This is a genomic window from Pseudomonas sp. H1_D04, assembly GCF_054683855.1.
The window spans coordinates 3166060-3187892 of record NZ_CP162826.1; the positions used below are offsets into that span (position 1 = coordinate 3166060).

Sequence of the window (21833 nt, forward strand, 5' to 3'; positions counted from 1 at the left end):
GGGAGCAAGCCCCCTCCCACAGGGATCTGCGGCAACAGACAAATAGTGCGACCACAATAATAAAGGGGCACCCCACGTGACTACGCCAGACACCGGCTTTGCCGAGATCACCCAACGCGAACTGGGCCTTCGGCGCCAGCTCACTTCCGGCCAGATGAGCATGATCGCCATCGGTGGCGCCATCGGCACCGGGTTGTTCATGGGCAGCGCCTATGCCATCGGTTATGCCGGGCCGAGCGTGCTGGTGAGCTACGCCATTGGTGCACTGATCACCTTGCTGTTGATGGGCTGCCTGGCGGAGATGACCGTTGCGCATTCCACCTCGGGTTCCTTCGGCGCCTATGCCGAGTTCTACATCAGCCCGCTGGCTGGGTTTCTGGTGCGTTATGCCTATTGGGCGGCGATTGTGCTGGCGGTGGGCGCCGAGGTCACGGCGGTGGCGATGTACATGAAGTACTGGTTCGCCAACGTGCCGGAGTGGGTGTGGATCGTGTCGTTTTCCAGTGTGCTGATCCTGCTTAATGCAATCAGCGTGAAGACGTTTGGCAACTTTGAATACTGGTTCTCCACCATCAAGATCAGCGCCATCGTCGGCTTCATCATCCTGGCCGTGTATGTGGTGTTCGGCTCCGGCAACCCGGAGTATGGCGTGCAGAATTACACCGCACACGGTGGTTTTTTCCCCCATGGCTTGAGCGGCATGTGGATTGCGGTGATTGTGTCGATCTTCAGTTACCTGAGCGTCGAGATGATCGCTGTGGCTGCCGGTGAAGCCGCCGACCCGGAGCAGGCGGTGAAGAAGGCCTTTCGCGCGACCATCGTGCGCCTGGTGGTGTTTTACCTGCTGACCCTGGCGCTGATGCTGGCCATCGTGCCGTGGAATCAGGCCGGGCAGACCCAAAGCCCGTTCGTTACAGTGATGCAGACCATCGGCATTCCCGGTGCCACCGGGGTGATGAATTTCGTGATCCTGATCGCCGCGTTGTCAGCGATGAACAGCCAGCTCTACATCACTACACGCATGATGTTCAGCCTGTCCCGCGCGGGCTTCGCGCCCAAGTCCATGGGCGCGTTGAGCAAAAGCGGCATTCCGCTGAATGCACTGCTGCTGTCCAGTTCGGGCATTGCCCTGGCGACCTTGTTGAATGTGGTGTACCCGGAAAGCTCGTTCACCCTGATGATGGCGATCTCGATGTTTGGCGCGATCTTTACCTGGTTCATGATCTTCCTCACGCACCTGTTTTTCCGTCGCTATCGCAAGCGTCACGGCGGGGCGAAGTTGTCATTCCAACTGCGCCTGTTTCCCTACAGCACATTGCTGGGTCTGGTGCTCATGGGCGCGGTGATGATCACCACGTATTTCACCGAGGCGTTCAAGATGACGTTGGTGTTTGGCGTGCCGTTCCTGTTGATTCTGTCGGCGGTGTATTACGGGGTCTTCCGCAAGGGCAGGGCCAAGGCGTTGAACAAGGCTTTGGCGTAACCCGGCAGTTGCTCGAACGAACGTGCGCAAAGCAACAGCTGTCGGCGGGCCCAGTCTTCTCCCAGAGGCTGGGCCTTGAAGTGGCGCGCCAAGGGCCAGCGATCCAACGCGGCCTGGGGCACGATGCCCAGGCCAGCACCTCGTGCGACCATCCGAATCACCCCATCAAAGCCCTCGGCGCGGATGCGCGTCTGTAAGCGGAACCCTGCGTGCAGCGCTTGTTCTTCCAGGTACACCGACAGTGCGCTGTGGGCCGCGAGGCCGACGTAATCGTGTTGCAGGCTGTCGATAAAACTCACCGGGCTCGCTGCCAGGGGATGATCCAGGGGCATGATCAGCACCAGCGGGTCATCGCGAAAGGGCAGGGTCTGCAAACCGTGGGTGTCTACTGCATCGGAGATGATCCCCAGGTCGGCCGTGCCCTGACGCAGGGCCTGGATGATGCGCAGGCTGGGCAACTCCTGCAGGTCGATATCGAGGTTGGGGTGTTCGCGTAGAAAGTCCGCGAGCAGTTCCGGCAGGTATTCGCTGAGCGCAGTGGTGTTGCAAAGCAGGCGCACTTGGCCTTTGATGCCGTTGGCGTATTCGGCGAGGTCCTGTTGCAGATGGTCGGCCTGTTGCAGCAGCAGGCGAGCGTGGCGCGCGAGGGCTTTACCTGCAGGTGTCGGCGTGACACCCCGACGGCCCCGCTCAAGCAATTCGATGCCCAGCGATGCTTCCATAGCGCGGATGCGTGCGCTTGCGGCTGCCAGGGATAAATGGCTGCGGCTGGCGCCGGCGGTGATGTTGCCGGTGTCCAGGGTATGCAGGTAGAGGCGCAGATCGATCAGGTCAACGTGCATGGGTGGGGTTCTCGGATGGCTCTACTGGCCGCATCGGGGGCAAGCCCCCTCCCACATTTGGATGGGGGAACACAGTCTAAGTGGGAGGGGACTTGCCCCGATGAGGCCCCAAGGCTCTTGCTAAACAAGAGGCTGCCTCAGTATATGGCGAATTTCAGAGCGCATCGAAAAGTCGCACACTCTGCCCATGATTACCTTCCTTGCGTTCTACCAAAATCTCGGTCCCGCCGTTACTTTGCTGGTGATTGGCACGTTCCTGCTGGCGGGCACCGTCAAAGGAGTAATCGGCCTCGGCTTACCGACAGTCGCCATGGGCATGCTCGGCTTGGCTATGTTGCCGGCGCAGGCTGCGGCGTTGCTGATCATTCCTTCAACGGTCACCAACCTTTGGCAACTGGCATTCGGCGGGCACCTGAGTGGCTTGCTCAAACGCCTTTGGCCGATGCTCGTGCTGATTTTCCTCGGCACCGGGCTGGGTACGGTGTGGCTTGGCATGGAAGGTGGGCACTGGGTGGTGCGCGCGCTGGGCGCGGCGTTGCTGGTGTATGCGTTGAGCGGGTTGTTTTTGCCCACCTTCAAGGTCAAGCCGCAGACCGAACGCTGGCTGGGCCCGTTGTGTGGGCTGATCACCGGCTTGATCACCTCGGCCACTGGCGTGTTCGTGATTCCTGCGGTGCCGTATTTGCAAGCCTTGGGCCTGAGTCGCGATCAGTTGGTACAGGCCCTCGGCCTGTCGTTCACCGTGTCGACGCTGGCGCTGGCGGCGGGATTGGCTTGGCGTGGCACCTTGGGCGGCGGTGAAGTGAGTGCCTCGCTGCTCGCGCTGGTGCCGGCGCTGCTGGGCATGTGGCTGGGCCAAGCGCTGCGCCAGCGCATCAGTGCCGTGTTATTCAAGCGGGTATTTTTCATCGGCATGGCCCTGTTGGGCGGTCATCTGCTGATCAGTGGTTAACAATCTCATGGGTATTCGTGCTTTTTGATCAAAGGTATTTTGCCGGGTGACGGCTTATTCCGAAGGGTCATGGCCGATAGTCTGCGTCCAGACATTTTCAACCTTCTGGATCCCCTCCCATGAAAAAAGTACTCCTGCTCAACGGCGGCAAAAAATTCGCCCACTCCGATGGCCGCTACAACACCACCTTGCATGAAACCGCCCTGGCTGTGCTGGATCGAGGCGGTATCGACGTTAAAGTCACCCATATCGACGAAGGCTACGACGTGGCCGAAGAGGTGGCCAAGTTCCTCTGGGCCGACGTGATCATCTACCAGATGCCTGGTTGGTGGATGGGGGCGCCGTGGATCGTCAAGAAGTACATCGACGAAGTCTTCACCGAAGGCCATGGCAGCCTGTACGCCAGCGACGGTCGCACCCGTTCCGATGCCTCGCAGAAATACGGCAGTGGCGGCCTGATCCAGGGCAAGCAGTACATGCTGTCCCTGACCTGGAACGCACCGCAGCAAGCCTTCGACGACCCGAGCGATTTCTTCGAAGCCAAGGGCGTGGATGCGGTGTACTTCCCGTTCCACAAGGCCCACGAGTTCCTCGGCATGACCGGCCTGCCCACGTTCCTGTGCGTGGATGTGATGAAACGCCCAGCCATCGAGGCAGACGTGGCGCGCTATGAGCAGCATCTGGCGCAGGTGTTCAAGCTCTCGGTGTAATAAGCTGCACTGAACCGATACCGAGGACCGTCCGTGAAAGCCCGATCCGATGAGCTACAGATCTTCGTCAGCGTCATCGAGTGCGGCTCGATTTCCGCAGCGGCGGAGCAGGTCGGGCAGACGCCGTCGGCGGTCAGCCGTACCTTGTCGCGCCTGGAAGCCAAGCTCGACACCACGCTGATCAACCGCACCACGCGACGCATGGACCTGACCGAAGAGGGCAAGTATTTCTTCGAACAGGCCAAGCTGATCCTGGCGCAGATGGATGAGCTGGAAGAGCGCCTGTCGTCACGTCAGAAGAACCCTGCCGGGCGGCTGCGTATCAACGCGGCCGTGCCGTTCATGCTGCATGGGATCGTGCCGTACATTGCCGAGTTTCGCAGCTTGTACCCGCAGATCCAGTTGGAGTTGAACAGCGATGACTTGATCATCGACCTGCTGGAACAGAGCACCGACATCGCCATTCGCATCGGCGCCCTGGCCGACTCGACCTTGCATGCGCGTTCCCTCGGTTGTACGCCGCTGCATATCCTGGCCAGCCCTGAATACCTTAAGCAATACGGCGCGCCCACCACGGTGGCCGAGTTGGCTGACCACACGTTGCTCGGCTTCAGTCAGACCGAAACCCTCAACCACTGGCCGCTGCGCCATGTGGAGGGTGACCGCTGGCTGATTCAGCCGAGCATCGCTGCCTCCAGCGGCGAAACCCTGCGCCAGTTGGCGCTGGAGGGGCAGGGTATTTGTTGCCTGTCGAACTTCATGACCAGCGCCGACATCGACGCCGGCCGCCTGGTGCCGGTGCTGGAAGCCTTCAACAGCGGTTATCGCCAGCCGATCCACGCGGTCTTCTACCGTAACTCGCAGTTGGCGTTGCGCATCCAGTGCTTCCTGGACTTTATCCAGGCCAAACTGGCGCGGTATGCCTGCTGATTCGTGACTGCCACGCAAGATTGAATTGGGCGTCAGGGGCTTATTCGGTAAGGGTGGGGCCGGGATACTGGGCCTATCACTTACCCAGTCAGGAGAAACCTCCATGAACGTATTCGTTACCGGCGCCGCAGGTTTTATCGGCGGTTCGATTGCCACCGGCCTGGTCAAGGCCGGCCATCACGTCACCGGCCTGGTACGCAGCGCCGAGCAAGCGGCTGAGCTGACGGCCCTGGGCATCGCTCCGGTGATCGGCAGCCTCGATGACGCTGCCGTGCTTACCGAGCAAGCGCACAAGGCCGATGCGGTGATCAACGCCGCCAGCAGCGACCATCGTGCTGCGGTAGAAACGCTGTTGACCGCCTTGCAGGGATCAAACAAGCCGTTCCTGCACACCAGCGGTTCGAGCATCGTGGGCGATGCATCGGGCGGTAAGGCCAGCGACGTGATCTATTTCGAAGACAACCTGCCGGAGCCGACCGTCGACAAGGCCGCGCGTGTGGCCATCGACAACCTGATCCTGGCTGCTGCCCAGGACGGCGTGAATTCGGCGGTGATCTGCAACACCCTGATCTACGGCCACAGCCTGGGCGTACAGCGTGACAGCGTGCAATTGCCGCGCTTGCTCAAGCAGGCGCGCAAGAGTGGGGTGGTGCGCCATGTGTGCACAGGGCAGAACATCTGGTCCAACGTGCACATCGAAGACGTGGTTGCGTTGTACCTGCTGGCGCTGACGAAGAACGTACCGGGCACGTTCTACTTTGTGGAAAGCAGCGAAGCGGCGTTTGTCGACATGACCACGGCCATCGCTGACGCGCTGAAGCTGGGCAAGCCGCAGGACTGGCCATTGGCCGAGGCTGAAGCCGAGTGGGGTTATGAAATGGCCAATTACGGCCTGGGTTCAAACAGCCGGGTGCGCGGCAAGCACGCCCGCGAACTGCTGGGCTGGGCACCAAAGCGCACGTCGGTGGTTGAGTGGATTCGTCACGAAATGGTGTGATGTTCGCTTGAGACCGAGTCGGCCATCGGGAGCAAGCCACCTCCCACATTAGAATGCGTTCCAAAACTGGAACACGGCCAAGTATGGGAGGGGGCTTGCCCCCGATGGCGACCACTCGGTCTTCCAGACTAGCCCCACCCCGCTCATTTCCGTACCATTCCCCGCCTTATCCCCCGCAACTCCCTGGTACCTCATGAACCTCACCCGACTGCGCGCCGATGCCCTGGCCGGCCTCACCACGTCTTTCGCGCTGCTGCCCGAATGCATCGCCTTTGCTCTGGTGGCTCACCTTAATCCGCTGATGGGCCTTTACGGCGCCTTTATCATCTGCACCCTGACGGCCTTGTTCGGCGGTCGGCCCGGTATGGTCTCCGGCGCGGCGGGCTCGATGGCGGTGGTGATCGTCGCGTTGGTGGTGCAGCACGGCGTGGAATATTTGCTGGCAACGGTGCTGCTGGGCGGGTTGATCATGGTCGCCTTCGGCCTGCTGCGCCTGGGCAAGCTGGTGCGCATGGTGCCGCATTCGGTGATGCTCGGGTTCGTCAACGGCCTGGCGATCATCATTGCCCTGGCGCAGTTGGAGCATTTCAAGAGCGGTGAAACCTGGCTCAGCGGCACGCCGTTGTATGTGATGACCGGGCTGGTGGCGGCGACCATGGCCATTGTCTACCTGCTGCCGCGCCTCACCCGCGCGGTACCGCCGGCCTTGGTGGCGATCCTCGGCGTGGGCCTGGCGGTGTACCTGCTCGGTCTGCCAACCCGCACCCTCGGCGACATGGCCCACATCGCCGGTGGCCTGCCGACCTTCGCGTTGCCGCAGATCCCCTGGACCCTGGAAACCCTCGGCATCATCGCGCCCTACGCTTTCCTGATGGCCATGGTCGGCCTGCTGGAAACCCTGCTGACCCTGAACCTTACCGACGAAATCACCGAAACCCGCGGCTATCCTGATCGCGAAAGCGTGGCGTTGGGTGCGGCGAATATGGTCTCGGGCCTCTTCGGCGGCATGGGCGGTTGCGCGATGATCGGGCAAACCGTGATCAACCTAAGCTCCGGCGGACGTGGGCGCTTCTCCGGGGTGTTTGCCGGGGTGATGATTCTGTTGTTCATTCTGTTTCTGTCACCGCTGATTGAGCGGATCCCGCTGGCGGCGCTGGTGGGGGTGATGTTCGTGGTGTCCCAGCAGACCTTCGCCTGGGCGTCGCTGCGGGTGATCAACAAAGTGCCGCTCAATGATGTGCTGGTGATTATTGCGGTGACGGTGATCACGGTATTTACCGACCTGGCCACTGCCGTGCTGTGCGGTATCGTGATCGCCGCGCTCAACTTCGCCTGGCAACAGGCCCGCGAGTTGTACGCGGATGAGCACCTGGAAGCCGACGGTAGCAAGCTCTATCGCCTGCACGGCACGTTGTTCTTTGCCTCGACCACGCCGTTTTTAAACCAGTTCGACCCGTCCAATGACCCGGATCAGGTGACGCTGGATTGTCGTCACCTGAGCTTTGTCGACTACTCAGCGATTGCCGCGCTGATGACCTTGCGCGAGCGTTATACCAAGGCCGGTAAGCATCTGCGGGTGTTGCATTTGTCTGAGCGCTGCAAGAAGTTGCTCAAGCGTGCGCGGGTGCATCACGACTAATTGAGCCTCTTTGGCGAGGGCGCTTACTACCAAGATTTGCGGCCGCTGCGCAGCCTAACGGGAGTAAGCGCCCTCGCCACCACATCACGGCCCGACCAGGTCTTCCAATTCCTGGGCGCGGGTCTGGGTCATGTCCAGCACGCAGCCGGAACCGTTGACTTGGTCGATGGTGCCGCCGGTGGCGGAGCCGGCGAAGGCGCAATTGGCGTCACGGTATTTGATCCACAGGCGCTGCAGGTCCTGCAGTTGCTGCTGGCGCGTGCCTTCCAGGGCGGCGATGGCGGTCTTGTAGGCTTTGTTCAGGCGAGTGTCCTGCACCTTGGTTTCCTTGACGTTGCAGCTGACCATATCGGCAGTGGTGTTGGCGCCGTCCATGCATTTTTTCAGCGCCGGGTTGTCGGCAGCGGCGGCAGTGCCGCATACGGCGAGAAGCAGGACGCCGGCGGCGAATGTGGTGCGAATCATGCTCGATTTTCCTGGCAACAGTGGGTGTGCATTCTATGACTCAGCCCGCTGGGCTGAGTTTCCGGTCTTCTCTGATCTTCATGTAAGAACAGCCCCCCAATTTTCATACGCAGGTGTAGGGCATGTCCCAACGCGACAGCGCTTGTCTGTGGGCGAAACTTACTTTCATAAAATTTGAAAATGATCCTCAGTAATGATTTATGAGTTTCACAACCAATTCGACGTGACCCTTTCCGAGGAGTACCGCATGGCCGCATCACCGGGCTTCGGGCTGTTGGCATACGCTGCCATCGCCATCATTGCTTTGATCGTGCTGATTGCACGTTACCGACTCAACCCGTTTATCGTCATCACCCTGGTATCCATCGGCCTGGCGCTGATGGCCGGGATGCCAGCGGACACCATCATGGGCTCCTACGAGGCGGGTGTTGGCAAGACCCTTGGGCACATCGCGCTCGTTGTGGCGCTGGGCACCATGCTCGGCAAGATGATGGCCGAGTCCGGTGGCGCCGAGCAGGTGGCGCGCACGCTGATCAATCGTTTTGGCGAGCGCAACGCCCATTGGGCGATGGTGTGCATTGCCTTTCTGGTGGGGTTGCCGCTGTTTTTCGAGGTGGGTTTTGTGTTGCTGGTGCCCATCGCCTTTACCGTCGCCCGACGCGTAGGCGTGTCGATTTTGATGGTCGGCTTGCCGATGGTCGCCGGTTTGTCGGTGGTACACGCGCTGGTGCCGCCGCATCCGGCGGCGATGATGGCCGTGCTGGCGTATAACGCGTCGGTGGGGCAGACGGTGCTGTATGCGATTCTGATCGGTATCCCCACGGCGATCATTGCAGGGCCCGTCTACGCCAAGTTCATCGTGCCGCACATCCACCTGCCGGCAGAAAACCCGCTGGAACGCCAATTTATCGAGCGTGAACCGCGCACCCGTTTGCCGAGTTTTGCACTGACCATGGGCACCATCCTGTTGCCGGTGGTGCTGATGATGATCGGCGGATGGGCCAACGTAATCTCTACGCCGGGGACCGGTTTCAACCAGTTCCTCTTGTTTATCGGCAACTCGGTCATCGCGTTGCTGGTGGCGACCTTGGTGAGCTTCTGGACCTTGGGGCTGGCCCAAGGCTTCAACCGCGAATCGATCCTCAAGTTCACCAACGAATGCCTGGCGCCGACGGCCAGCATCACCTTGCTGGTGGGGGCGGGCGGCGGTTTGAATCGCATCCTGGTGGACGCTGGGGTGACCAATGAAATTCTCGGCCTTGCCAATGCGTTCCAACTGTCGCCCCTGGTGATGGGCTGGCTGTTCGCGGCGTTGATGCGCATTGCGACCGGCTCGGCCACGGTGGCCATGACGACGGCGTCTGGCGTGGTCGCGCCCGTCGCCATGGGCTTGGGTTATCCACACCCTGAATTACTGGTGCTGGCCACCGGTGCGGGCTCGGTGATCTTTTCTCACGTGAATGACGGCGGCTTCTGGCTGATCAAGGAATACTTCAATATGACGGTAATCCAGACCTTCAAGACCTGGACCGTATTGGAGACTCTGATCTCTGTGGTTGCCTTCGGTCTGACTTACGGCCTGTCCTGTATTTTGTAACCCGGAGCCCCCATGGACATCCTCTACCAGATCCGCGCCCGCCAGGCTTCTTTCAGCGCCGGCGAAGGACGTATCGCCAAGCTGATGCTCGATGATGTGGGTTTTGCGGCGTCAGCCAGCCTGGATGAGTTGTCCCAACGAGCTGAAGTCAGTACGGCGACCTTGTCGCGGTTTGCACGCAGCGTCGGTTGCCGCGATCTACGCGATTTGCGCCTGCAACTGGCCCAAGCCAGCGGCGTCGGCAGCCGTTTCCTGGACCCGGCGGGGTTGCCCGAACAGTCGGCGTTTCACCGGCAGATTCTCGGTGATATCGAGGCGACGTTGCGTCAGCACTTGTCGGGGTTCAACCAGGCGAGTTTCGCCGATGCGGTCAGCCTGCTGAGCAAGGCCCGGATGATCCACGCGTTCGGCATGGGCGGCCCGTCGAGTCTGTGCAGCGACGAATTACAGGTGCGCCTTGTCCGCCTGGGCTACCCGATTGCCGCTTGCCATGACCCGGTGATGATGCGCGTCACGGCCGCCACCTTGGGGCCGGAACATGCGCTGACCGGTATTACGCCGGAACTGCTGGACGTGGTGGACCTGGCGCGCAACTACGACGCCCGCATCATCGCTATCACCTTGGCCGATTCCCCCCTGGCGCGATTGGCGGATGTCCTGTTGCCGCTGCAACCAGCCGAAACCAGCTTTATCTACAAACCCACCGCAGCGCGCTACGGCCTGCTGCTGGCCATCGACCTGCTCGCTACCGAGTTGGCGCTGGCCCTGCCGGACGACAACCAGGAACGCCTGCGCCGGATCAAACTGGCCCTGGACGATTATCGCGGCGGCCCCGATAGCTTGCCGCTTGGAGACTGATATGAAGTACGACACGCTGATTCGCCACGCGCTGATCATCGATGGCAGCAACACACCCGGTTATGTCGCGGATGTGGGGCTGCGCGATGGGCGTATCGAGACAATCGGTGATCTGTCTGCTGCGACGGCCGAGCATGAAATCGACGCCACCGACCGCGTGTTGGCGCCGGGGTTTATCGATGTCCATACCCACGACGACACGGTGGTGATCCGTCATCCGCAGATGCTGCCCAAGCTCAGTCAGGGCGTGACCACGGTGATTGTCGGCAACTGTGGCATCAGCGCTTCGCCGGTGAGTTTGCGCAACGACCCGCCGGACCCGATGAACCTGCTGGGCAGCGCTGCGGCGTTTGTATATCCCCGTTTCAGCGACTATCGCAGCGCCGTTGAAAGCGCCCATCCAGCGCTCAACGTCGCGGCATTGATCGGCCACACGGCGCTGCGCAGCAACCACATGGACGATCTGCATCGCACCGCCACACCGGATGAAATCACCGCCATGCGCGTGCAGTTACAAGAGAGTCTTGAAGCCGGCGCCCTCGGCTTATCCACAGGCCTGGCCTACGCCAGCGCGTTCAATGCCGAGACCGATGAAGTGCTGCAACTGAGTGAAGAACTCACGGCCTACGGCGCCGTGTACACCACCCATCTACGCAGCGAATTCGAGCCAGTGCTGGAGGCGATGGACGAAGCTTTTCTGATCGGCCGGCACGCCAAGGTGCCGGTGATTATTTCCCACCTCAAATGCGCCGGGGCGGGTAACTGGGGGCGCAGTCCGCAGCTGCTGGCCGCTCTGGAGCAGGCGGCGAAAACCCATCCGGTGGGATGTGACTGTTATCCCTACGCAGCCAGTTCTTCGACTCTGGATTTGAAGCAAGTGACCGATGCGTTTCGCATCACCATTACGTGGTCCACGCCCCATCCGGACATGGGCGGGCGAGATTTGCAGGACATTGCTGGCGAATGGGACGTCTCCTTGATGGACGCCGCCCGCCGTCTGCAGCCTGCGGGTGCGGTGTACTACGGGATGGATGAAGCGGATGTACGACGCATCCTCGCGCATCCATTGTCGATGGTGGGGTCGGATGGCTTGCCTGAAGATCCGTTTCCGCATCCACGCTTGTGGGGTGCGTTCCCACGTGTGTTGGGGCATTTCAGCCGGGATATCGGGTTGTTCCCGTTGCATACCGCCGTGCACAAAATGACCGGCTTGTCGGCGGCGCGTTTCGGCCTGGTCGAGCGGGGTGAAATTCGTGAAGGGCACTGGGCGGACCTGGTGTTGTTCGACCCGTTGCGGGTGCGGGATGTGGCGGATTTCAAAAATCCAGAGCAGGCGGCAGAGGGCATTGATGGTGTGTGGGTCAATGGCGTGTTGACCTACAGCGATGGACAGGCCAATGGTCAGCGCCCAGGACGATTCCTGGCTCGCCAGGGAGATTTGCGTCGGGGGTTCAGCGCTCTATAGTGGGCGATCTCAAAAACGGAGCGGTTGCCATGCACTTAGGAAAAGTCACCCCTATCCTGCGGATTTTCGACGAGACCAAGGCGTTGGAATTCTATGTGGAGTTCCTTGGGTTCAAGGTTGATTGGCAGCATCGTTTCGAGGCGAATTACCCGCTGTACCTGCAAGTATCATTGGGCGAGTGCGTGCTGCATCTGTCCGAGCATCATGGCGACGCTTCGCCGGGCGCGGCGGTGCGGATTCAGGCGCAAGGGGTAGATGCCTACCAGCAGCAATTGCAGGCTAAGGATTACCGTTATGCCAAGCCCAGCGTTGAAGAAACGCCTTGGGGATCGCGGGAGATGAGCATCAAGGATCCATTTGGGAATCGTGTGGTGTTTGTTGAGGAAGGCGAGGGCTGAGAGGCCAATCGCAGGCAATAAAAAAACCGCCTTAGTAGGGCGGTTTTTTATTGCAGCCCCAGCTTTTGGCTGGGGCTGCATCTGTGGCGGGTCAGGTATCGCAGCGATTCTTAAACCCGGAAATGGCTGACCATCTGCTGCAACTGGCTGCCCAAACGTGCCAGTTCCACACTCGATTTGGCCGTCTCGTCACTGGCGGTGGCGGTCTGTTCCGACACGTCACGTACATTGACGATGCTGCGGCTGATCTCTTCGGCCACGGCGCTTTGTTGCTCGGCGGCGGCGGCGATCTGCTGGTTCATCGACTGGATGTTCGACACCGTACGGGTGATGTTTTCCAGGGATACACCGGCCTTGCGCGTCAGCTCCACGCTGCTGTCGGTGAGGCTGCGGCTGTTGTTCATCACATTGGCCACTTGCTGGGTGCCGTTCTGCAAACCGGCGACCAGACCTTCGATTTCTTCGGTGGATTTTTGCGTGCGTTGGGCCAGGCCGCGCACTTCGTCGGCGACCACGGCAAACCCGCGACCGGCTTCACCGGCGCGTGCTGCTTCGATGGCGGCGTTGAGGGCCAGCAGGTTGGTTTGTTCGGCCACGGCTTTGATCACGTCCATCACGCTGCCGATCTTGTTGCTCTCTTGTTGCAGATGGCTCATGGCGTCGGTGGAACGCGCCACTTCGGCGGCCAGGCGTTCGATCTGGGCAATGGCTTCGGCCACCACTTTGTCGCCTGCACGGGCTTGGCCGTCGGCATCGGCAGCGGCCAGGGAAGCCTGTTCGGCATTGCGCGCGACTTCCTGCACGGTAGCGGTCATTTCATGCATCGCGGTGGCGACTTGATCGGTCTCGATCTTCTGGCTGTTCACGCCGGCACTGGTCTGCTCGGTCACGGCCGATAGTTCTTCGGCGGCGCTGGCGATCTGGGTCACGCCGTCACGAATACCGCTGATCAATTCACGCAAGGTGGTGCCCATGCGCTGGATGCCTTGTTGCAGCACGCCCAGCTCATCGCGGCGGGTGACCTGGATGTTGTGGCTCAAATCGCCGGAGGCAATGCGTTCAACCACGGCCAGGGTTTCCTGGATCGGGCGAGTGATCTGGCGGGTGATGACCAGCGCGGCAATGATGCCAACCAGCAGGGCCAGCAAGGTGCTGATCAATTGCAGGCTACGGGCCTGGGCGCTTTCGGCGTCGCGGCGATCCAACTGGATCTCGTAGAGCTTGTCGCTGATGTTGACGATATCAGTGCCTTGGGTGGTCATTTCTGCGCGAGCAGCAACGATATTGGCGTTGGCCACCTTGTAGTTCTGGACAGCCGTGCGGTAGGCGCCAAGAGCGGTTTCCAGCGCGGTCAGCGCGCTTTGCTGGCCGGCGCCAAAGGCGGCACTGAGGTCTTTCAAGCTGGCAATGGCTTTGTCGATCTGTGCGGCAGCGCGGGCTTCGGTATCCGGGCTGACGTTGCCGGTGTAGCCGCGCACTTCGTAGCGGGCCAGTTGGAATTGCATCTTGGCGTCGGCCACGGCCTGGAACTGAGCAAAGTGCTCCGCGCTGTCAGGCATCTGCTTCACGCTGGCTTCCAGCGCGTCGATCTGGGCGTTGGCGCTGTCGGCCTTGTCGCCCATCACTTGGCGAGAGGCATTGCCGTTACGGTAAGCCTCGCGCATTTTGTTCAGGGATTGCTGGTAGGCAGTAATGACCGATTTCTGCTCATTGAGCAGCTTGAGGTTTTCCGGGCTCTTGAAGCTGTCCAGCAGTTTCTGTTGCTGGGCAACGAACGCATCGAGGCTGGTCTGCACGTTCTGCGCCACGGCTTCGTCACCGTTGGCCAGCATGTATTGAAGGCGCACGATGCGCAGTTTGGTCAGCGACGCGTTGAGCTGGGTGATGTCGCTCATCCAGTTGCTGCGGTCGATCAGGCCGCCCAGGCTGGTCCAGCCAGTGAGTGCCAGGATCGAGGTGAGGACAAGCACCAGGCCGAAGCCCAGGCCCAGTTTGAGGTTGACGCTGATGTTACCGAACCAGCTGTTCATCGAATGCTCCGCAAGAGTGATGTCTGTTTGCTGGACGGTGTTGTTATTTGAGCCAGCCAAGGTGTAGCGCTGTATCGGCGGCGGGATGTGAATCTGAAGGGCGTTTTATTTCAAGTGGCGACGAAGGGTCGTCAGCGGTGTGCAGAACCACTGAGGGCTCATCAACGGGCGGTCTTGTGTGCTAGTCTGCGGGCCCTTTTAGTTTTGGGCAGCGCGGGAAATCGCGTTGTCCTGCAGCGGAGCCTCTTCATGTCCGAAGTTAATCTGTCCACCGACGAAACCCGCGTCAGCTACGGTATCGGCCGTCAGTTGGGCGACCAACTGCGCGACAACCCGCCACCGGGTGTGAGCCTGGACGCAATCCTGGCTGGCCTGACCGACGCGTTCGCAGGTTCGCCAAGCCGCGTTGACCAAGAGCAAATGGCTGCCAGCTTCAAGGTGATCCGTGAAGTCATGCAAGCCGAAGCAGCCGCCAAGGCTGAAGCCGCTGCTGGCGCTGGTCTGGCCTTCCTGGCTGAAAACGCCAAGCGTGATGGCATCACCACCCTGGCTTCCGGCCTGCAATTTGAAGTGCTGACTGCCGGTGAAGGCGCCAAGCCGACCCGTGAAGACCAAGTCCGTACCCACTACCACGGCACCTTGATCGACGGCACTGTGTTCGACAGCTCCTACGAGCGTGGCCAGCCAGCAGAATTCCCGGTTGGTGGCGTGATTGCCGGTTGGACCGAAGCCCTGCAACTGATGAATGCTGGCAGCAAATGGCGCCTGTACGTGCCGAGCGAACTGGCTTACGGCGCTCAAGGCGTTGGCAGCATTCCGCCGCACAGCGTTCTGGTATTCGACGTCGAGCTGCTCGACGTTCTGTAAGACCTGCTGATTACCTGTGGGAGCGAGCCTGCTCGCTCCCACAGTGTTTTAGGGGGTTGCTCATGGATGAAACTTGCCATTGAGCTCCGTCGCCGGGCGCAACGCTCGGGCATAGCAAAACAGAAACAGATTACGCACCACCTCTTTCAGCACACCGGGTTCACTTGAACTCAGGCCATTGACGTCCAGGTCGCCCTGGTCCTGCAATTCATTCAGCGCTTCTTCTTCCAGTACTGCACAGACTTCGCCGGTTTCCCGATGCAGTATCCGCAGGTAAGGGTGTGGGCGGTCCAGCCAGGCATCTATCAAATAAGTCATGGTGCATCTCCTTGATCGGTTTCAATGAGAATAATTCTTATTCGTAGAATAGCAAGCGTCTATTGGCGGTTTCTTGGTTTTTCTGTGTGGATATTGAGGCATTTCAGGGGGAGGGCAAAACGCCATCCCGCGGCTGGCGCGGGATGGATACAGCAGATTCAGACTTTGCGAACGAACTCGGATTTAAGCTTCATCGGGCCGATGCCGTCGATCTTGCAATCGATATCGTGGTCGCCATCGCACAGGCGGATGTTCTTGACCTTGGTGCCGACCTTAACGACCAGAGACGTGCCTTTGACCTTGAGGTCCTTGATCACTGTGATGGTATCGCCGTCCTGCAGGACGTTGCCCACAGAGTCTTTCTTCACGGTTTCATCGCCGGCCACTTCGGCCTCGCCATTGGCGGACCACTCATGGGCGCATTCCGGGCAGATCAGCTGGGCGCCGTCTTCGTAGGTGTATTCGGAATTGCATTTCGGGCAGGGTGGCAACGTGCTCACTAAAGCTCCTTAAAGGTCAGGATGGCTAAAAGTCGCACATTATATAGGGTTTTGTGGTGTTGCAGGCTCTATGAAATTCAAATGTGAGAGGGGGCTTGCTCCCGATAGCGGTGGATCAGCCAGTCATATATCGACTGAGCACCGTCATCGGGGGCAAGCCCCCTCCCACATTGGTCTGTGTCTGCAGGTATGGCTTAGTGCGTACGAGCGACTGCAAACTCACTCAGCTCAACCAGGGCGTCCCGGTATTCGCTGGCAGGCAGGGCTTCCAGGCACTTGATCGCACGGGCCACGTAGTCACGCGCCAGTTGTGCGGTGTAGTCCAGGGAGCCCGAAGCTTCCACGGCTGCGCGGATGCTTTCGAGGTCTTCTATGCCGCCTTTCTGAATCGCCTTGCGCACCAAAGCTGCCTGTTCTGGCGTGCCTTCGCGCATGGTGTAGATCAGCGGCAAGGTCGGCTTGCCCTCGGCCAGATCGTCGCCGACGTTCTTGCCCAGGGTTTCAGCATCGCCACGGTAGTCGAGCAGGTCGTCTACCAGTTGGAACGCCACGCCCAGATGGTCGCCAAAGGTGCGCAGGGCTTCGGCCTGTTCGGCGGTCGCGCCACACAATGCCGCGGCGCTGTGGGTGGAGGCTTCAAAGAGCATCGCGGTCTTGCCGCGAATCACTTCCATGTAGGTTTCTTCGGTGGTGCTGGCGTCGCGGACCTTCGACAGCTGCAACACTTCGCCTTCAGCGATGATGCGCGTGGCCTGGGACAGGATCTTCATCACCGGCATCGAGCCCAGTTCGACCATCATTTCGAACGAGCGCGAATACAGGAAGTCGCCGACAAGCACACTTGGTGCGTTACCCCACATCGCATTGGCGGTCTCGCGGCCACGGCGCATGCCGGACATGTCAACCACGTCGTCATGCAATAGGGTGGCGGTGTGCAGGAACTCGATGGTGGCGGCCAGCAGGCGCAGGTCATCGCCTTCGCGGCCCAGGGCCTTGCCGCACAGCAACACTAATAAAGGACGCAGGCGCTTACCGCCCGCCGACGTAATATAGTCGCCAATTTTGGAGACCAGCGGCACTTTAGACGTCAGCTGCTGCTTGATGATGCCGTCGACGGCGCTAAAATCGTCCGCGACCGCGCGGTAGAAAGCTTGGGGTTGCATCAGCGACAGTCGCTCCAGAAGGGTTGCGCGGCATGCTAGGACCCTGACCCCGTAGTGTCAAGGCGCGATGGACGGCCACTTGCAACACCCATTTACCTTGCGTACAATCGCGCACCCTGAACTTCCTGGGCAGCACCTGCCTTACGCAATTGCATTCGGGACGTCCATCCCATGCAGCCATGCCAGCCAATACCTCTTCTTATAAAGCGCTGGGTGAGCAGGATTATCGGAGAAATACCATGTCGTACGCAGTAATTGTTACTGGTGGCAAGCAATACAAGGTCGCCCCAGGTGAATACCTGAAGATCGAAAAACTGGAAATCGCTACCGGCGAATCCGTTACTTTTGATCGCGTTCTGTTGGTCGCCAATGGCGATGACGTGAACATCGGCGCTCCAGTTGTTGCTGGCGCTACCGTTGTGGCTGAAGTGATCTCCCAAGGTCGTCACGATAAAGTCCGCATCATCAAGTTCCGTCGTCGTAAGCACCACATGAAGCGTATGGGCCACCGCCAGTGGTACACCGAGATCAAAATCACCGGTATTCAGGCTTAATTTCAGCCTAATTCCTCACTAGGAGAATTGACTCATGGCACACAAAAAAGCTGGTGGTAGTACCCGTAACGGTCGCGACTCAGAAGCCAAACGCCTTGGCGTTAAGATGTATGGCGGCCAGAAAATCATTCCGGGCAACATCATCGTGCGTCAGCGCGGCACCCAATTCCACGCCGGTTACGGTGTAGGCATGGGCAAAGATCACACCCTCTTCGCGAAAATCGAAGGCGTGATCAAGTTTGAAGTAAAAGGCGCGTTCAACCGCCGTTACGTGAGCGTTGTCGCAGCTTAATTGCGAAATCGCTGGAAAAGCCCTGTCTCGCGACGGGGCTTTTTCGTTTGTGGGGTGAGTCTCTTGCAAAGCTGTTTGTGATGGGCTCCGGCGCTGGATTTGCGGTCGCTGATTGAGGTCGCTGCGCTCATTTTTGCAAGAGTCTTATGTCTTGGTTTCTTAAGCTCGTCCATGCGGCGAGAGGCGTTTTGTTATGAAGTTCGTTGATGAAGTATCCATCCGAGTAAAAGCAGGCGACGGCGGTAACGGTTGCATGAGTTTCCGTCGCGAAAAATTCATCGAAAACGGTGGCCCCAACGGCGGTGACGGCGGTGACGGCGGTTCCATCTACATGATGGCCGACGAAAACCTCAACACCCTGGTCGACTACCGTTACACCCGGCACTTTGATGCCGAGCGTGGCTCCAACGGCGGCAGTACGGACTGCACCGGTAAAAAAGGCGAAGACCTGGTACTGCGCGTACCGGTTGGCACCACGATCATCGATTCCGCGACCCAGGAAGTGATTGGCGACCTGACCAAGGCCGGCCAGAAACTGATGGTTGTGCAGGGTGGCTGGCACGGTCTGGGTAACACCCGATTCAAGTCCAGTACCAACCGTGCACCGCGCCAGACCACGCCGGGCAAGCCTGGCGAGCAGCGTGACCTCAAGCTGGAAATGAAAGTACTGGCAGACGTGGGTCTGCTGGGCTTGCCGAACGCAGGCAAAAGTACCTTCATCCGCTCGGTATCGGCCGCCAAGCCGAAAGTCGCTGACTATCCATTCACTACCCTGGTGCCAAACCTGGGCGTGGTCAGCGTTGACCGCTGGAAAAGCTTCGTGATCGCCGACATTCCAGGCCTGATCGAAGGGGCTTCCGACGGCGCAGGCCTGGGGATTCGCTTCCTCAAGCATTTGTCCCGCACCCGTTTGCTGCTGCACCTCGTCGACATGGCGCCATTGGATGACACCAGTGCACCAGACGCCGCCGAAGTGATCGTCAGCGAGCTGACCAAGTTCAGCCCGGCCCTGGCCGAGCGTGATCGTTGGTTGGTGCTGAACAAGTGCGACCAGATCCTCGAGGAAGAGCACGAGGAGCGCGTCAAGGAAATCGTTGATCGCCTGGAATGGACGGGTCCGGTCTACGTGATCTCGGCCATCGCCAAAGAAGGCACCGAGCGCCTGACCCGCGACATCATGCGCTACCTCGAAGACCGTGCTGACCGCCTTGCGGCCGACCCGGTGTTCAAGGCCGAACTCGCCGAACTCGACCAGCAGATCGAAGACGAAGCCCGTGCCCAGCTGCAAGCTCTGGACGACCAGCGTGCCCTGCGCCGCAGCGGCGTGAAGTCGGTCCACGACATCGGCGACGACGATTGGGACGAAGAAGACGTGGATGATGAAGACGGTCCAGAAATCATTTACGTGCGCGACTGATTCGTTGCAGTAAACTTAAGCGCCGCTCACATGAGCGGCGTTTTGGTATCTGGGTATTACGTAGCCACGAATAACGTTATGGGCAGCGCTGGGTCGCGCGGCCCTCTATCTAAGGTTGAAGATGATGCGGAGCAAAGTGACAGGTGCGCAGCGTTGGGTCGTAAAGATCGGAAGTGCGCTGCTGACGGCGGATGGCAAAGGCCTGGATCGCGCAGCAATGAGCGTCTGGGTGGAGCAGATGGTGGCCTTGCATGAGGCTGGTGTCGAGTTGGTGCTGGTGTCGTCCGGGGCGGTTGCCGCCGGGATGAGCCGTCTCGGCTGGACCGCGCGACCCAGCGCGATGCACGAACTGCAAGCCGCTGCCGCCATCGGCCAGATGGGCCTGGTGCAAGCCTGGGAGTCCAGCTTCGCCGAGCACGGCCGCCACACGGCGCAGATCCTGCTGACTCACGACGACCTGTCCGACCGCAAGCGCTACCTCAACGCCCGCAGTACGTTGCGCGCCCTGGTGGAGCTCAAGGTGATCCCGGTGATCAACGAGAACGACACCGTGGTCACTGACGAAATCCGTTTCGGCGACAACGACACCCTGGCCGCACTGGTAGCCAACTTGGTGGAAGCCGACTTGCTGGTGATCCTCACTGATCGCGACGGCATGTTCGACGCCGATCCGCGCAACAACCCCGATGCGCAGCTTATTTATGAAGCCCGCGCCGATGACCCGGCGCTGGACGCCGTGGCCGGCAGTGTCGGCGGTGCCCTGGGCCGTGGCGGCATGCAGACCAAGCTGCGGGCTGCGCGTCTGGCTGCACGCTCCGGTGCCCACACCATTATCGTCGGTGGGCGCCTGGAGCGCGTGTTGGACCGCCTCAAGGCTGGCGAACGCATCGGCACGTTGCTGTCGCCGGAACGCGGCATGCTGGCGGCGCGCAAGCAGTGGCTGGCCGGGCATCTGCAAACCCGTGGCACTCTGGTGCTGGACGACGGCGCGGTATCGGCACTGTCCCAGGGCAACAAGAGCCTGCTGCCGGTGGGCGTCAAGCTGGTACAGGGCAGCTTCCGCCGCGGCGAAATGGTGGTGTGCGTAGCGCCCGACGGTCGTGAGATCGCCCGTGGCCTGGCCAATTACAGTGCCCTGGAAGCACAGAAAATTATTGGACAATCGTCTGACGCGATTGTCGGACTATTAGGTTACATGGCCGAACCTGAACTGGTTCACCGCGACAACCTGATCCTGGTCTAACCAAAGGAATATACGATGCGTTTAGTGAAGTTTGCGTTGGGCCTGCTGTTGCTGACGCCGTTGCTGGCCAGCGCCGAAGAGGTTGGCCAGGTGTCGACGGTGTTTAAATTCGTCGGCCCCAACGACCGAATTGTCGTCGAAGCGTTTGACGACCCCAAGGTCGACGGCGTGACCTGCTACTTGTCCCGCGCCAAGACCGGTGGTGTCAAAGGCGGCCTGGGCCTGGCCGAAGATCGCGCTGAAGCATCGATTGCCTGCCGTCAGGTCGGCCCGATCCGCTTCAAGGGCGAACTGAAGGACGGCGACGAAGTGTTCAAGGAGCGCACCTCGCTGGTGTTCAAAACCATGCAAGTGGTGCGTTTCCTCGACAAGAAGCGCAACACACTGGTGTACCTGGTCTACAGCGACCGCCTGATCGAAGGCAGCCCGCAGAACGCCGTGACCGCAATTCCGATTTTGCCGTGGCCGACCGCTCAGTAATCCGCAGGCGGGTTTTGTAATCGGCGTCTATGATTGCAGGCTTGCGGGTTGTAACCTCAAGGCGCCGCTTTGCTAAGAACATGGGATATCTGGAGTTCGTCATGAGTGCTTTCCACGACCTGAAACTCAAAGCTTTGGACGGACAAGAGTTGCCACTGGCGCCCTTCAAGGGGCAAGTAGTGCTGGTGGTCAATGTAGCCTCCAAATGTGGCCTGACCCCGCAATATGCGGCGTTGGAGAACCTCTATCAGCAGTACAAGGACCAAGGGTTTACTGTGCTGGGCCTGCCGTGCAACCAGTTTGCCGGCCAGGAACCGGGCACTGAGGAAGAAATCCGCGAGTTCTGCAGCCTGAACTACGGAGTGACTTTTCCCTTGGGCAGCAAGCTCGATGTCAATGGCCCTGAGCGTCACCAGCTCTACCGGTTGCTGGCGGGTGAGGGGGCCGAATTTCCCGGCGATATCACCTGGAATTTTGAGAAGTTCCTGCTGGGTAAAGATGGTAGGGTCCTTGCTCGATTCTCACCGCGTACCCCGCCGGAAGACCCTTCGATCGTCCAGGCCATCGAAAAAGCCTTGAGCTAAATCACTTCTCTTGTGGTGAGCGGACCTTTCCCGCCTTGGGCTGCGTAGC

Annotated in this window: 23 protein-coding genes and 1 pseudogene; 17 read left to right on the forward strand and 7 right to left on the reverse strand. The window is 60.1% G+C overall.

Going from position 1 to position 21833, the window contains the following annotated elements:
• Window positions 1-76 precede the first annotated feature (76 nt).
• Window positions 77-1483, forward strand: coding sequence for an amino acid permease (locus tag AB4N82_RS14610; protein ID WP_122753938.1), 1407 nt, complete (start codon window positions 77-79; stop codon window positions 1481-1483).
• Here the strand turns inward: AB4N82_RS14610 and AB4N82_RS14615 are convergent.
• Window positions 1429-2325 (reverse strand): LysR family transcriptional regulator, encoded by an 897-nt coding sequence (locus AB4N82_RS14615; RefSeq protein WP_122753937.1) that lies wholly within the window; start codon window positions 2323-2325, stop codon window positions 1429-1431. The genes AB4N82_RS14610 and AB4N82_RS14615 overlap by 55 nt on opposite strands.
• A 187-nt stretch (window positions 2326-2512) precedes the next feature.
• Between AB4N82_RS14615 and AB4N82_RS14620 the strand changes: the two genes are divergently transcribed.
• The 5 genes from AB4N82_RS14620 (at window position 2513) to AB4N82_RS14640 (ending at window position 7553) form a co-directional block, all read left to right on the forward strand.
• Window positions 2513-3277, forward strand: a complete 765-nt coding sequence (locus tag AB4N82_RS14620) for a sulfite exporter TauE/SafE family protein (RefSeq protein WP_099602213.1) — start codon at window positions 2513-2515, stop codon at window positions 3275-3277.
• Window positions 3278-3396: 119 nt separating this feature from the next.
• Window positions 3397-3987, forward strand: a complete 591-nt coding sequence (locus AB4N82_RS14625; RefSeq protein ID WP_032885584.1) for an NADPH:quinone oxidoreductase MdaB — start codon at window positions 3397-3399, stop codon at window positions 3985-3987.
• Between the two features lie 33 nt (window positions 3988-4020).
• Window positions 4021-4917 (forward strand): LysR family transcriptional regulator, encoded by an 897-nt coding sequence (locus AB4N82_RS14630; protein WP_095186365.1) that lies wholly within the window; start codon window positions 4021-4023, stop codon window positions 4915-4917.
• Between the two features lie 103 nt (window positions 4918-5020).
• Window positions 5021-5914, forward strand: a complete 894-nt coding sequence (locus AB4N82_RS14635; RefSeq protein WP_460105101.1) for an NAD-dependent epimerase/dehydratase family protein — start codon at window positions 5021-5023, stop codon at window positions 5912-5914.
• Window positions 5915-6107: 193 nt separating this feature from the next.
• Complete coding sequence (locus tag AB4N82_RS14640) at window positions 6108-7553, forward strand: SulP family inorganic anion transporter (protein WP_032885587.1); 1446 nt, start codon at window positions 6108-6110, stop codon at window positions 7551-7553.
• Window positions 7554-7637: 84 nt separating this feature from the next.
• Here the strand turns inward: AB4N82_RS14640 and AB4N82_RS14645 are convergent, their stop codons facing one another.
• A complete protein-coding gene (locus AB4N82_RS14645; RefSeq protein WP_032885588.1) occupies window positions 7638-8018 on the reverse strand; it encodes a lysozyme inhibitor LprI family protein in 381 nt (126 codons plus the stop codon).
• Between the two features lie 193 nt (window positions 8019-8211).
• Here AB4N82_RS14645 and AB4N82_RS14650 point away from each other — a divergent pair, with 193 nt between their 5' ends.
• From AB4N82_RS14650 to AB4N82_RS14665, 4 genes are read left to right on the forward strand one after another with little or no spacing between them, the layout of a single operon-like run.
• The gene (locus AB4N82_RS14650; RefSeq protein WP_032885589.1) at window positions 8212-9615 is read left to right on the forward strand and encodes a GntT/GntP/DsdX family permease; all 1404 of its coding nucleotides are present in this window, start codon (window positions 8212-8214) and stop codon (window positions 9613-9615) included.
• A 12-nt stretch (window positions 9616-9627) separates the two neighbouring features.
• The gene (locus AB4N82_RS14655; protein WP_460105104.1) at window positions 9628-10473 is read left to right on the forward strand and encodes a MurR/RpiR family transcriptional regulator; all 846 of its coding nucleotides are present in this window, start codon (window positions 9628-9630) and stop codon (window positions 10471-10473) included.
• Window position 10474: 1 nt separating this feature from the next.
• Window positions 10475-11938: an N-acyl-D-amino-acid deacylase family protein gene (locus AB4N82_RS14660; protein WP_122763896.1), complete on the forward strand. Its 1464-nt coding sequence runs from the start codon at window positions 10475-10477 to the stop codon at window positions 11936-11938.
• 29 nt (window positions 11939-11967) lie between these two features.
• Window positions 11968-12336 (forward strand): glyoxalase superfamily protein, encoded by a 369-nt coding sequence (locus AB4N82_RS14665; RefSeq protein WP_032885592.1) that lies wholly within the window; start codon window positions 11968-11970, stop codon window positions 12334-12336.
• Between the two features lie 110 nt (window positions 12337-12446).
• Here AB4N82_RS14665 and AB4N82_RS14670 read toward each other — a convergent pair whose 3' ends face one another.
• Together AB4N82_RS14670 and AB4N82_RS14675 are read right to left on the reverse strand one after the other, a co-directional pair.
• A complete protein-coding gene (locus AB4N82_RS14670; RefSeq protein WP_371260691.1) occupies window positions 12447-13310 on the reverse strand; it encodes a methyl-accepting chemotaxis protein in 864 nt (287 codons plus the stop codon).
• A pseudogene (locus AB4N82_RS14675) lies at window positions 13302-14366 on the reverse strand (methyl-accepting chemotaxis protein); the annotation flags it as partial. The pseudogene AB4N82_RS14675 and the gene AB4N82_RS14670, both read right to left, overlap by 9 nt.
• A 249-nt stretch (window positions 14367-14615) precedes the next feature.
• Here AB4N82_RS14675 and AB4N82_RS14680 point away from each other — a divergent pair.
• Window positions 14616-15233, forward strand: coding sequence for an FKBP-type peptidyl-prolyl cis-trans isomerase (locus AB4N82_RS14680; RefSeq protein WP_032885594.1), 618 nt, complete (start codon window positions 14616-14618; stop codon window positions 15231-15233).
• A 60-nt stretch (window positions 15234-15293) separates the two neighbouring features.
• Here the strand turns inward: AB4N82_RS14680 and AB4N82_RS14685 are convergent, their stop codons facing one another.
• The 3 genes from AB4N82_RS14685 to AB4N82_RS14695 form a co-directional block, all read right to left on the reverse strand.
• Window positions 15294-15551 (reverse strand): PA4570 family protein, encoded by a 258-nt coding sequence (locus AB4N82_RS14685; RefSeq protein WP_003194088.1) that lies wholly within the window; start codon window positions 15549-15551, stop codon window positions 15294-15296.
• A 158-nt stretch (window positions 15552-15709) separates the two neighbouring features.
• Window positions 15710-16051 (reverse strand): zinc ribbon domain-containing protein YjdM, encoded by a 342-nt coding sequence (locus AB4N82_RS14690; protein ID WP_003230858.1) that lies wholly within the window; start codon window positions 16049-16051, stop codon window positions 15710-15712.
• 194 nt (window positions 16052-16245) lie between these two features.
• Complete coding sequence (locus tag AB4N82_RS14695) at window positions 16246-17214, reverse strand: polyprenyl synthetase family protein (RefSeq protein WP_032885595.1); 969 nt, start codon at window positions 17212-17214, stop codon at window positions 16246-16248.
• Between the two features lie 239 nt (window positions 17215-17453).
• Between AB4N82_RS14695 and rplU the strand changes: the two genes are divergently transcribed.
• The 6 genes from rplU to AB4N82_RS14725 all read left to right on the forward strand — a co-directional run bounded on the left by rplU (window position 17454) and on the right by AB4N82_RS14725 (window position 21784).
• Window positions 17454-17768, forward strand: coding sequence for a 50S ribosomal protein L21 (rplU, locus tag AB4N82_RS14700; protein WP_003176051.1), 315 nt, complete (start codon window positions 17454-17456; stop codon window positions 17766-17768).
• A gap of 34 nt (window positions 17769-17802) precedes the next feature.
• The gene (gene rpmA / locus AB4N82_RS14705) at window positions 17803-18060 is read left to right on the forward strand and encodes a 50S ribosomal protein L27 (RefSeq protein WP_003176049.1); all 258 of its coding nucleotides are present in this window, start codon (window positions 17803-17805) and stop codon (window positions 18058-18060) included.
• A 193-nt stretch (window positions 18061-18253) separates the two neighbouring features.
• On the forward strand, window positions 18254-19477 hold the full coding sequence (gene cgtA / locus AB4N82_RS14710; protein ID WP_015885843.1) for an Obg family GTPase CgtA: 1224 nt from the start codon (window positions 18254-18256) through the stop codon (window positions 19475-19477).
• Between the two features lie 124 nt (window positions 19478-19601).
• Window positions 19602-20720, forward strand: coding sequence for a glutamate 5-kinase (gene proB, locus AB4N82_RS14715; RefSeq protein ID WP_026013771.1), 1119 nt, complete (start codon window positions 19602-19604; stop codon window positions 20718-20720).
• Between the two features lie 15 nt (window positions 20721-20735).
• Window positions 20736-21200 (forward strand): CreA family protein, encoded by a 465-nt coding sequence (locus AB4N82_RS14720; protein WP_032885596.1) that lies wholly within the window; start codon window positions 20736-20738, stop codon window positions 21198-21200.
• Between the two features lie 101 nt (window positions 21201-21301).
• Window positions 21302-21784, forward strand: a complete 483-nt coding sequence (locus tag AB4N82_RS14725) for a glutathione peroxidase (RefSeq protein WP_099602207.1) — start codon at window positions 21302-21304, stop codon at window positions 21782-21784.
• Window positions 21785-21833 lie beyond the last annotated feature (49 nt).

What these genes read in the sequence shown, in the direction of transcription:
- AB4N82_RS14615 (WP_122753937.1), bottom strand. Translation starts at nt 2,325, where the DNA reads ATGCACGTTGACCTGATCGATCTGCGCCTCTACCTGCATACCCTGGAC.
- AB4N82_RS14620 (WP_099602213.1), top strand. Translation starts at nt 2,513, where the DNA reads ATGATTACCTTCCTTGCGTTCTACCAAAATCTCGGTCCCGCCGTTACT.
- AB4N82_RS14625 (WP_032885584.1), top strand. Translation starts at nt 3,397, where the DNA reads ATGAAAAAAGTACTCCTGCTCAACGGCGGCAAAAAATTCGCCCACTCC.
- AB4N82_RS14635 (WP_460105101.1), top strand. Translation starts at nt 5,021, where the DNA reads ATGAACGTATTCGTTACCGGCGCCGCAGGTTTTATCGGCGGTTCGATT.
- AB4N82_RS14640 (WP_032885587.1), top strand. Translation starts at nt 6,108, where the DNA reads ATGAACCTCACCCGACTGCGCGCCGATGCCCTGGCCGGCCTCACCACG.
- AB4N82_RS14645 (WP_032885588.1), bottom strand. Translation starts at nt 8,018, where the DNA reads ATGATTCGCACCACATTCGCCGCCGGCGTCCTGCTTCTCGCCGTATGC.
- AB4N82_RS14650 (WP_032885589.1), top strand. Translation starts at nt 8,212, where the DNA reads ATGATTTATGAGTTTCACAACCAATTCGACGTGACCCTTTCCGAGGAG.
- AB4N82_RS14655 (WP_460105104.1), top strand. Translation starts at nt 9,628, where the DNA reads ATGGACATCCTCTACCAGATCCGCGCCCGCCAGGCTTCTTTCAGCGCC.
- AB4N82_RS14660 (WP_122763896.1), top strand. Translation starts at nt 10,475, where the DNA reads ATGAAGTACGACACGCTGATTCGCCACGCGCTGATCATCGATGGCAGC.
- AB4N82_RS14665 (WP_032885592.1), top strand. Translation starts at nt 11,968, where the DNA reads ATGCACTTAGGAAAAGTCACCCCTATCCTGCGGATTTTCGACGAGACC.
- AB4N82_RS14670 (WP_371260691.1), bottom strand. Translation starts at nt 13,310, where the DNA reads ATGGGCACCACCTTGCGTGAATTGATCAGCGGTATTCGTGACGGCGTG.
- AB4N82_RS14680 (WP_032885594.1), top strand. Translation starts at nt 14,616, where the DNA reads ATGTCCGAAGTTAATCTGTCCACCGACGAAACCCGCGTCAGCTACGGT.
- AB4N82_RS14685 (WP_003194088.1), bottom strand. Translation starts at nt 15,551, where the DNA reads ATGACTTATTTGATAGATGCCTGGCTGGACCGCCCACACCCTTACCTG.
- AB4N82_RS14695 (WP_032885595.1), bottom strand. Translation starts at nt 17,214, where the DNA reads ATGCAACCCCAAGCTTTCTACCGCGCGGTCGCGGACGATTTTAGCGCC.
- rplU (WP_003176051.1), top strand. Translation starts at nt 17,454, where the DNA reads ATGTCGTACGCAGTAATTGTTACTGGTGGCAAGCAATACAAGGTCGCC.
- rpmA (WP_003176049.1), top strand. Translation starts at nt 17,803, where the DNA reads ATGGCACACAAAAAAGCTGGTGGTAGTACCCGTAACGGTCGCGACTCA.
- cgtA (WP_015885843.1), top strand. Translation starts at nt 18,254, where the DNA reads ATGAAGTTCGTTGATGAAGTATCCATCCGAGTAAAAGCAGGCGACGGC.
- proB (WP_026013771.1), top strand. Translation starts at nt 19,602, where the DNA reads ATGCGGAGCAAAGTGACAGGTGCGCAGCGTTGGGTCGTAAAGATCGGA.
- AB4N82_RS14720 (WP_032885596.1), top strand. Translation starts at nt 20,736, where the DNA reads ATGCGTTTAGTGAAGTTTGCGTTGGGCCTGCTGTTGCTGACGCCGTTG.
- AB4N82_RS14725 (WP_099602207.1), top strand. Translation starts at nt 21,302, where the DNA reads ATGAGTGCTTTCCACGACCTGAAACTCAAAGCTTTGGACGGACAAGAG.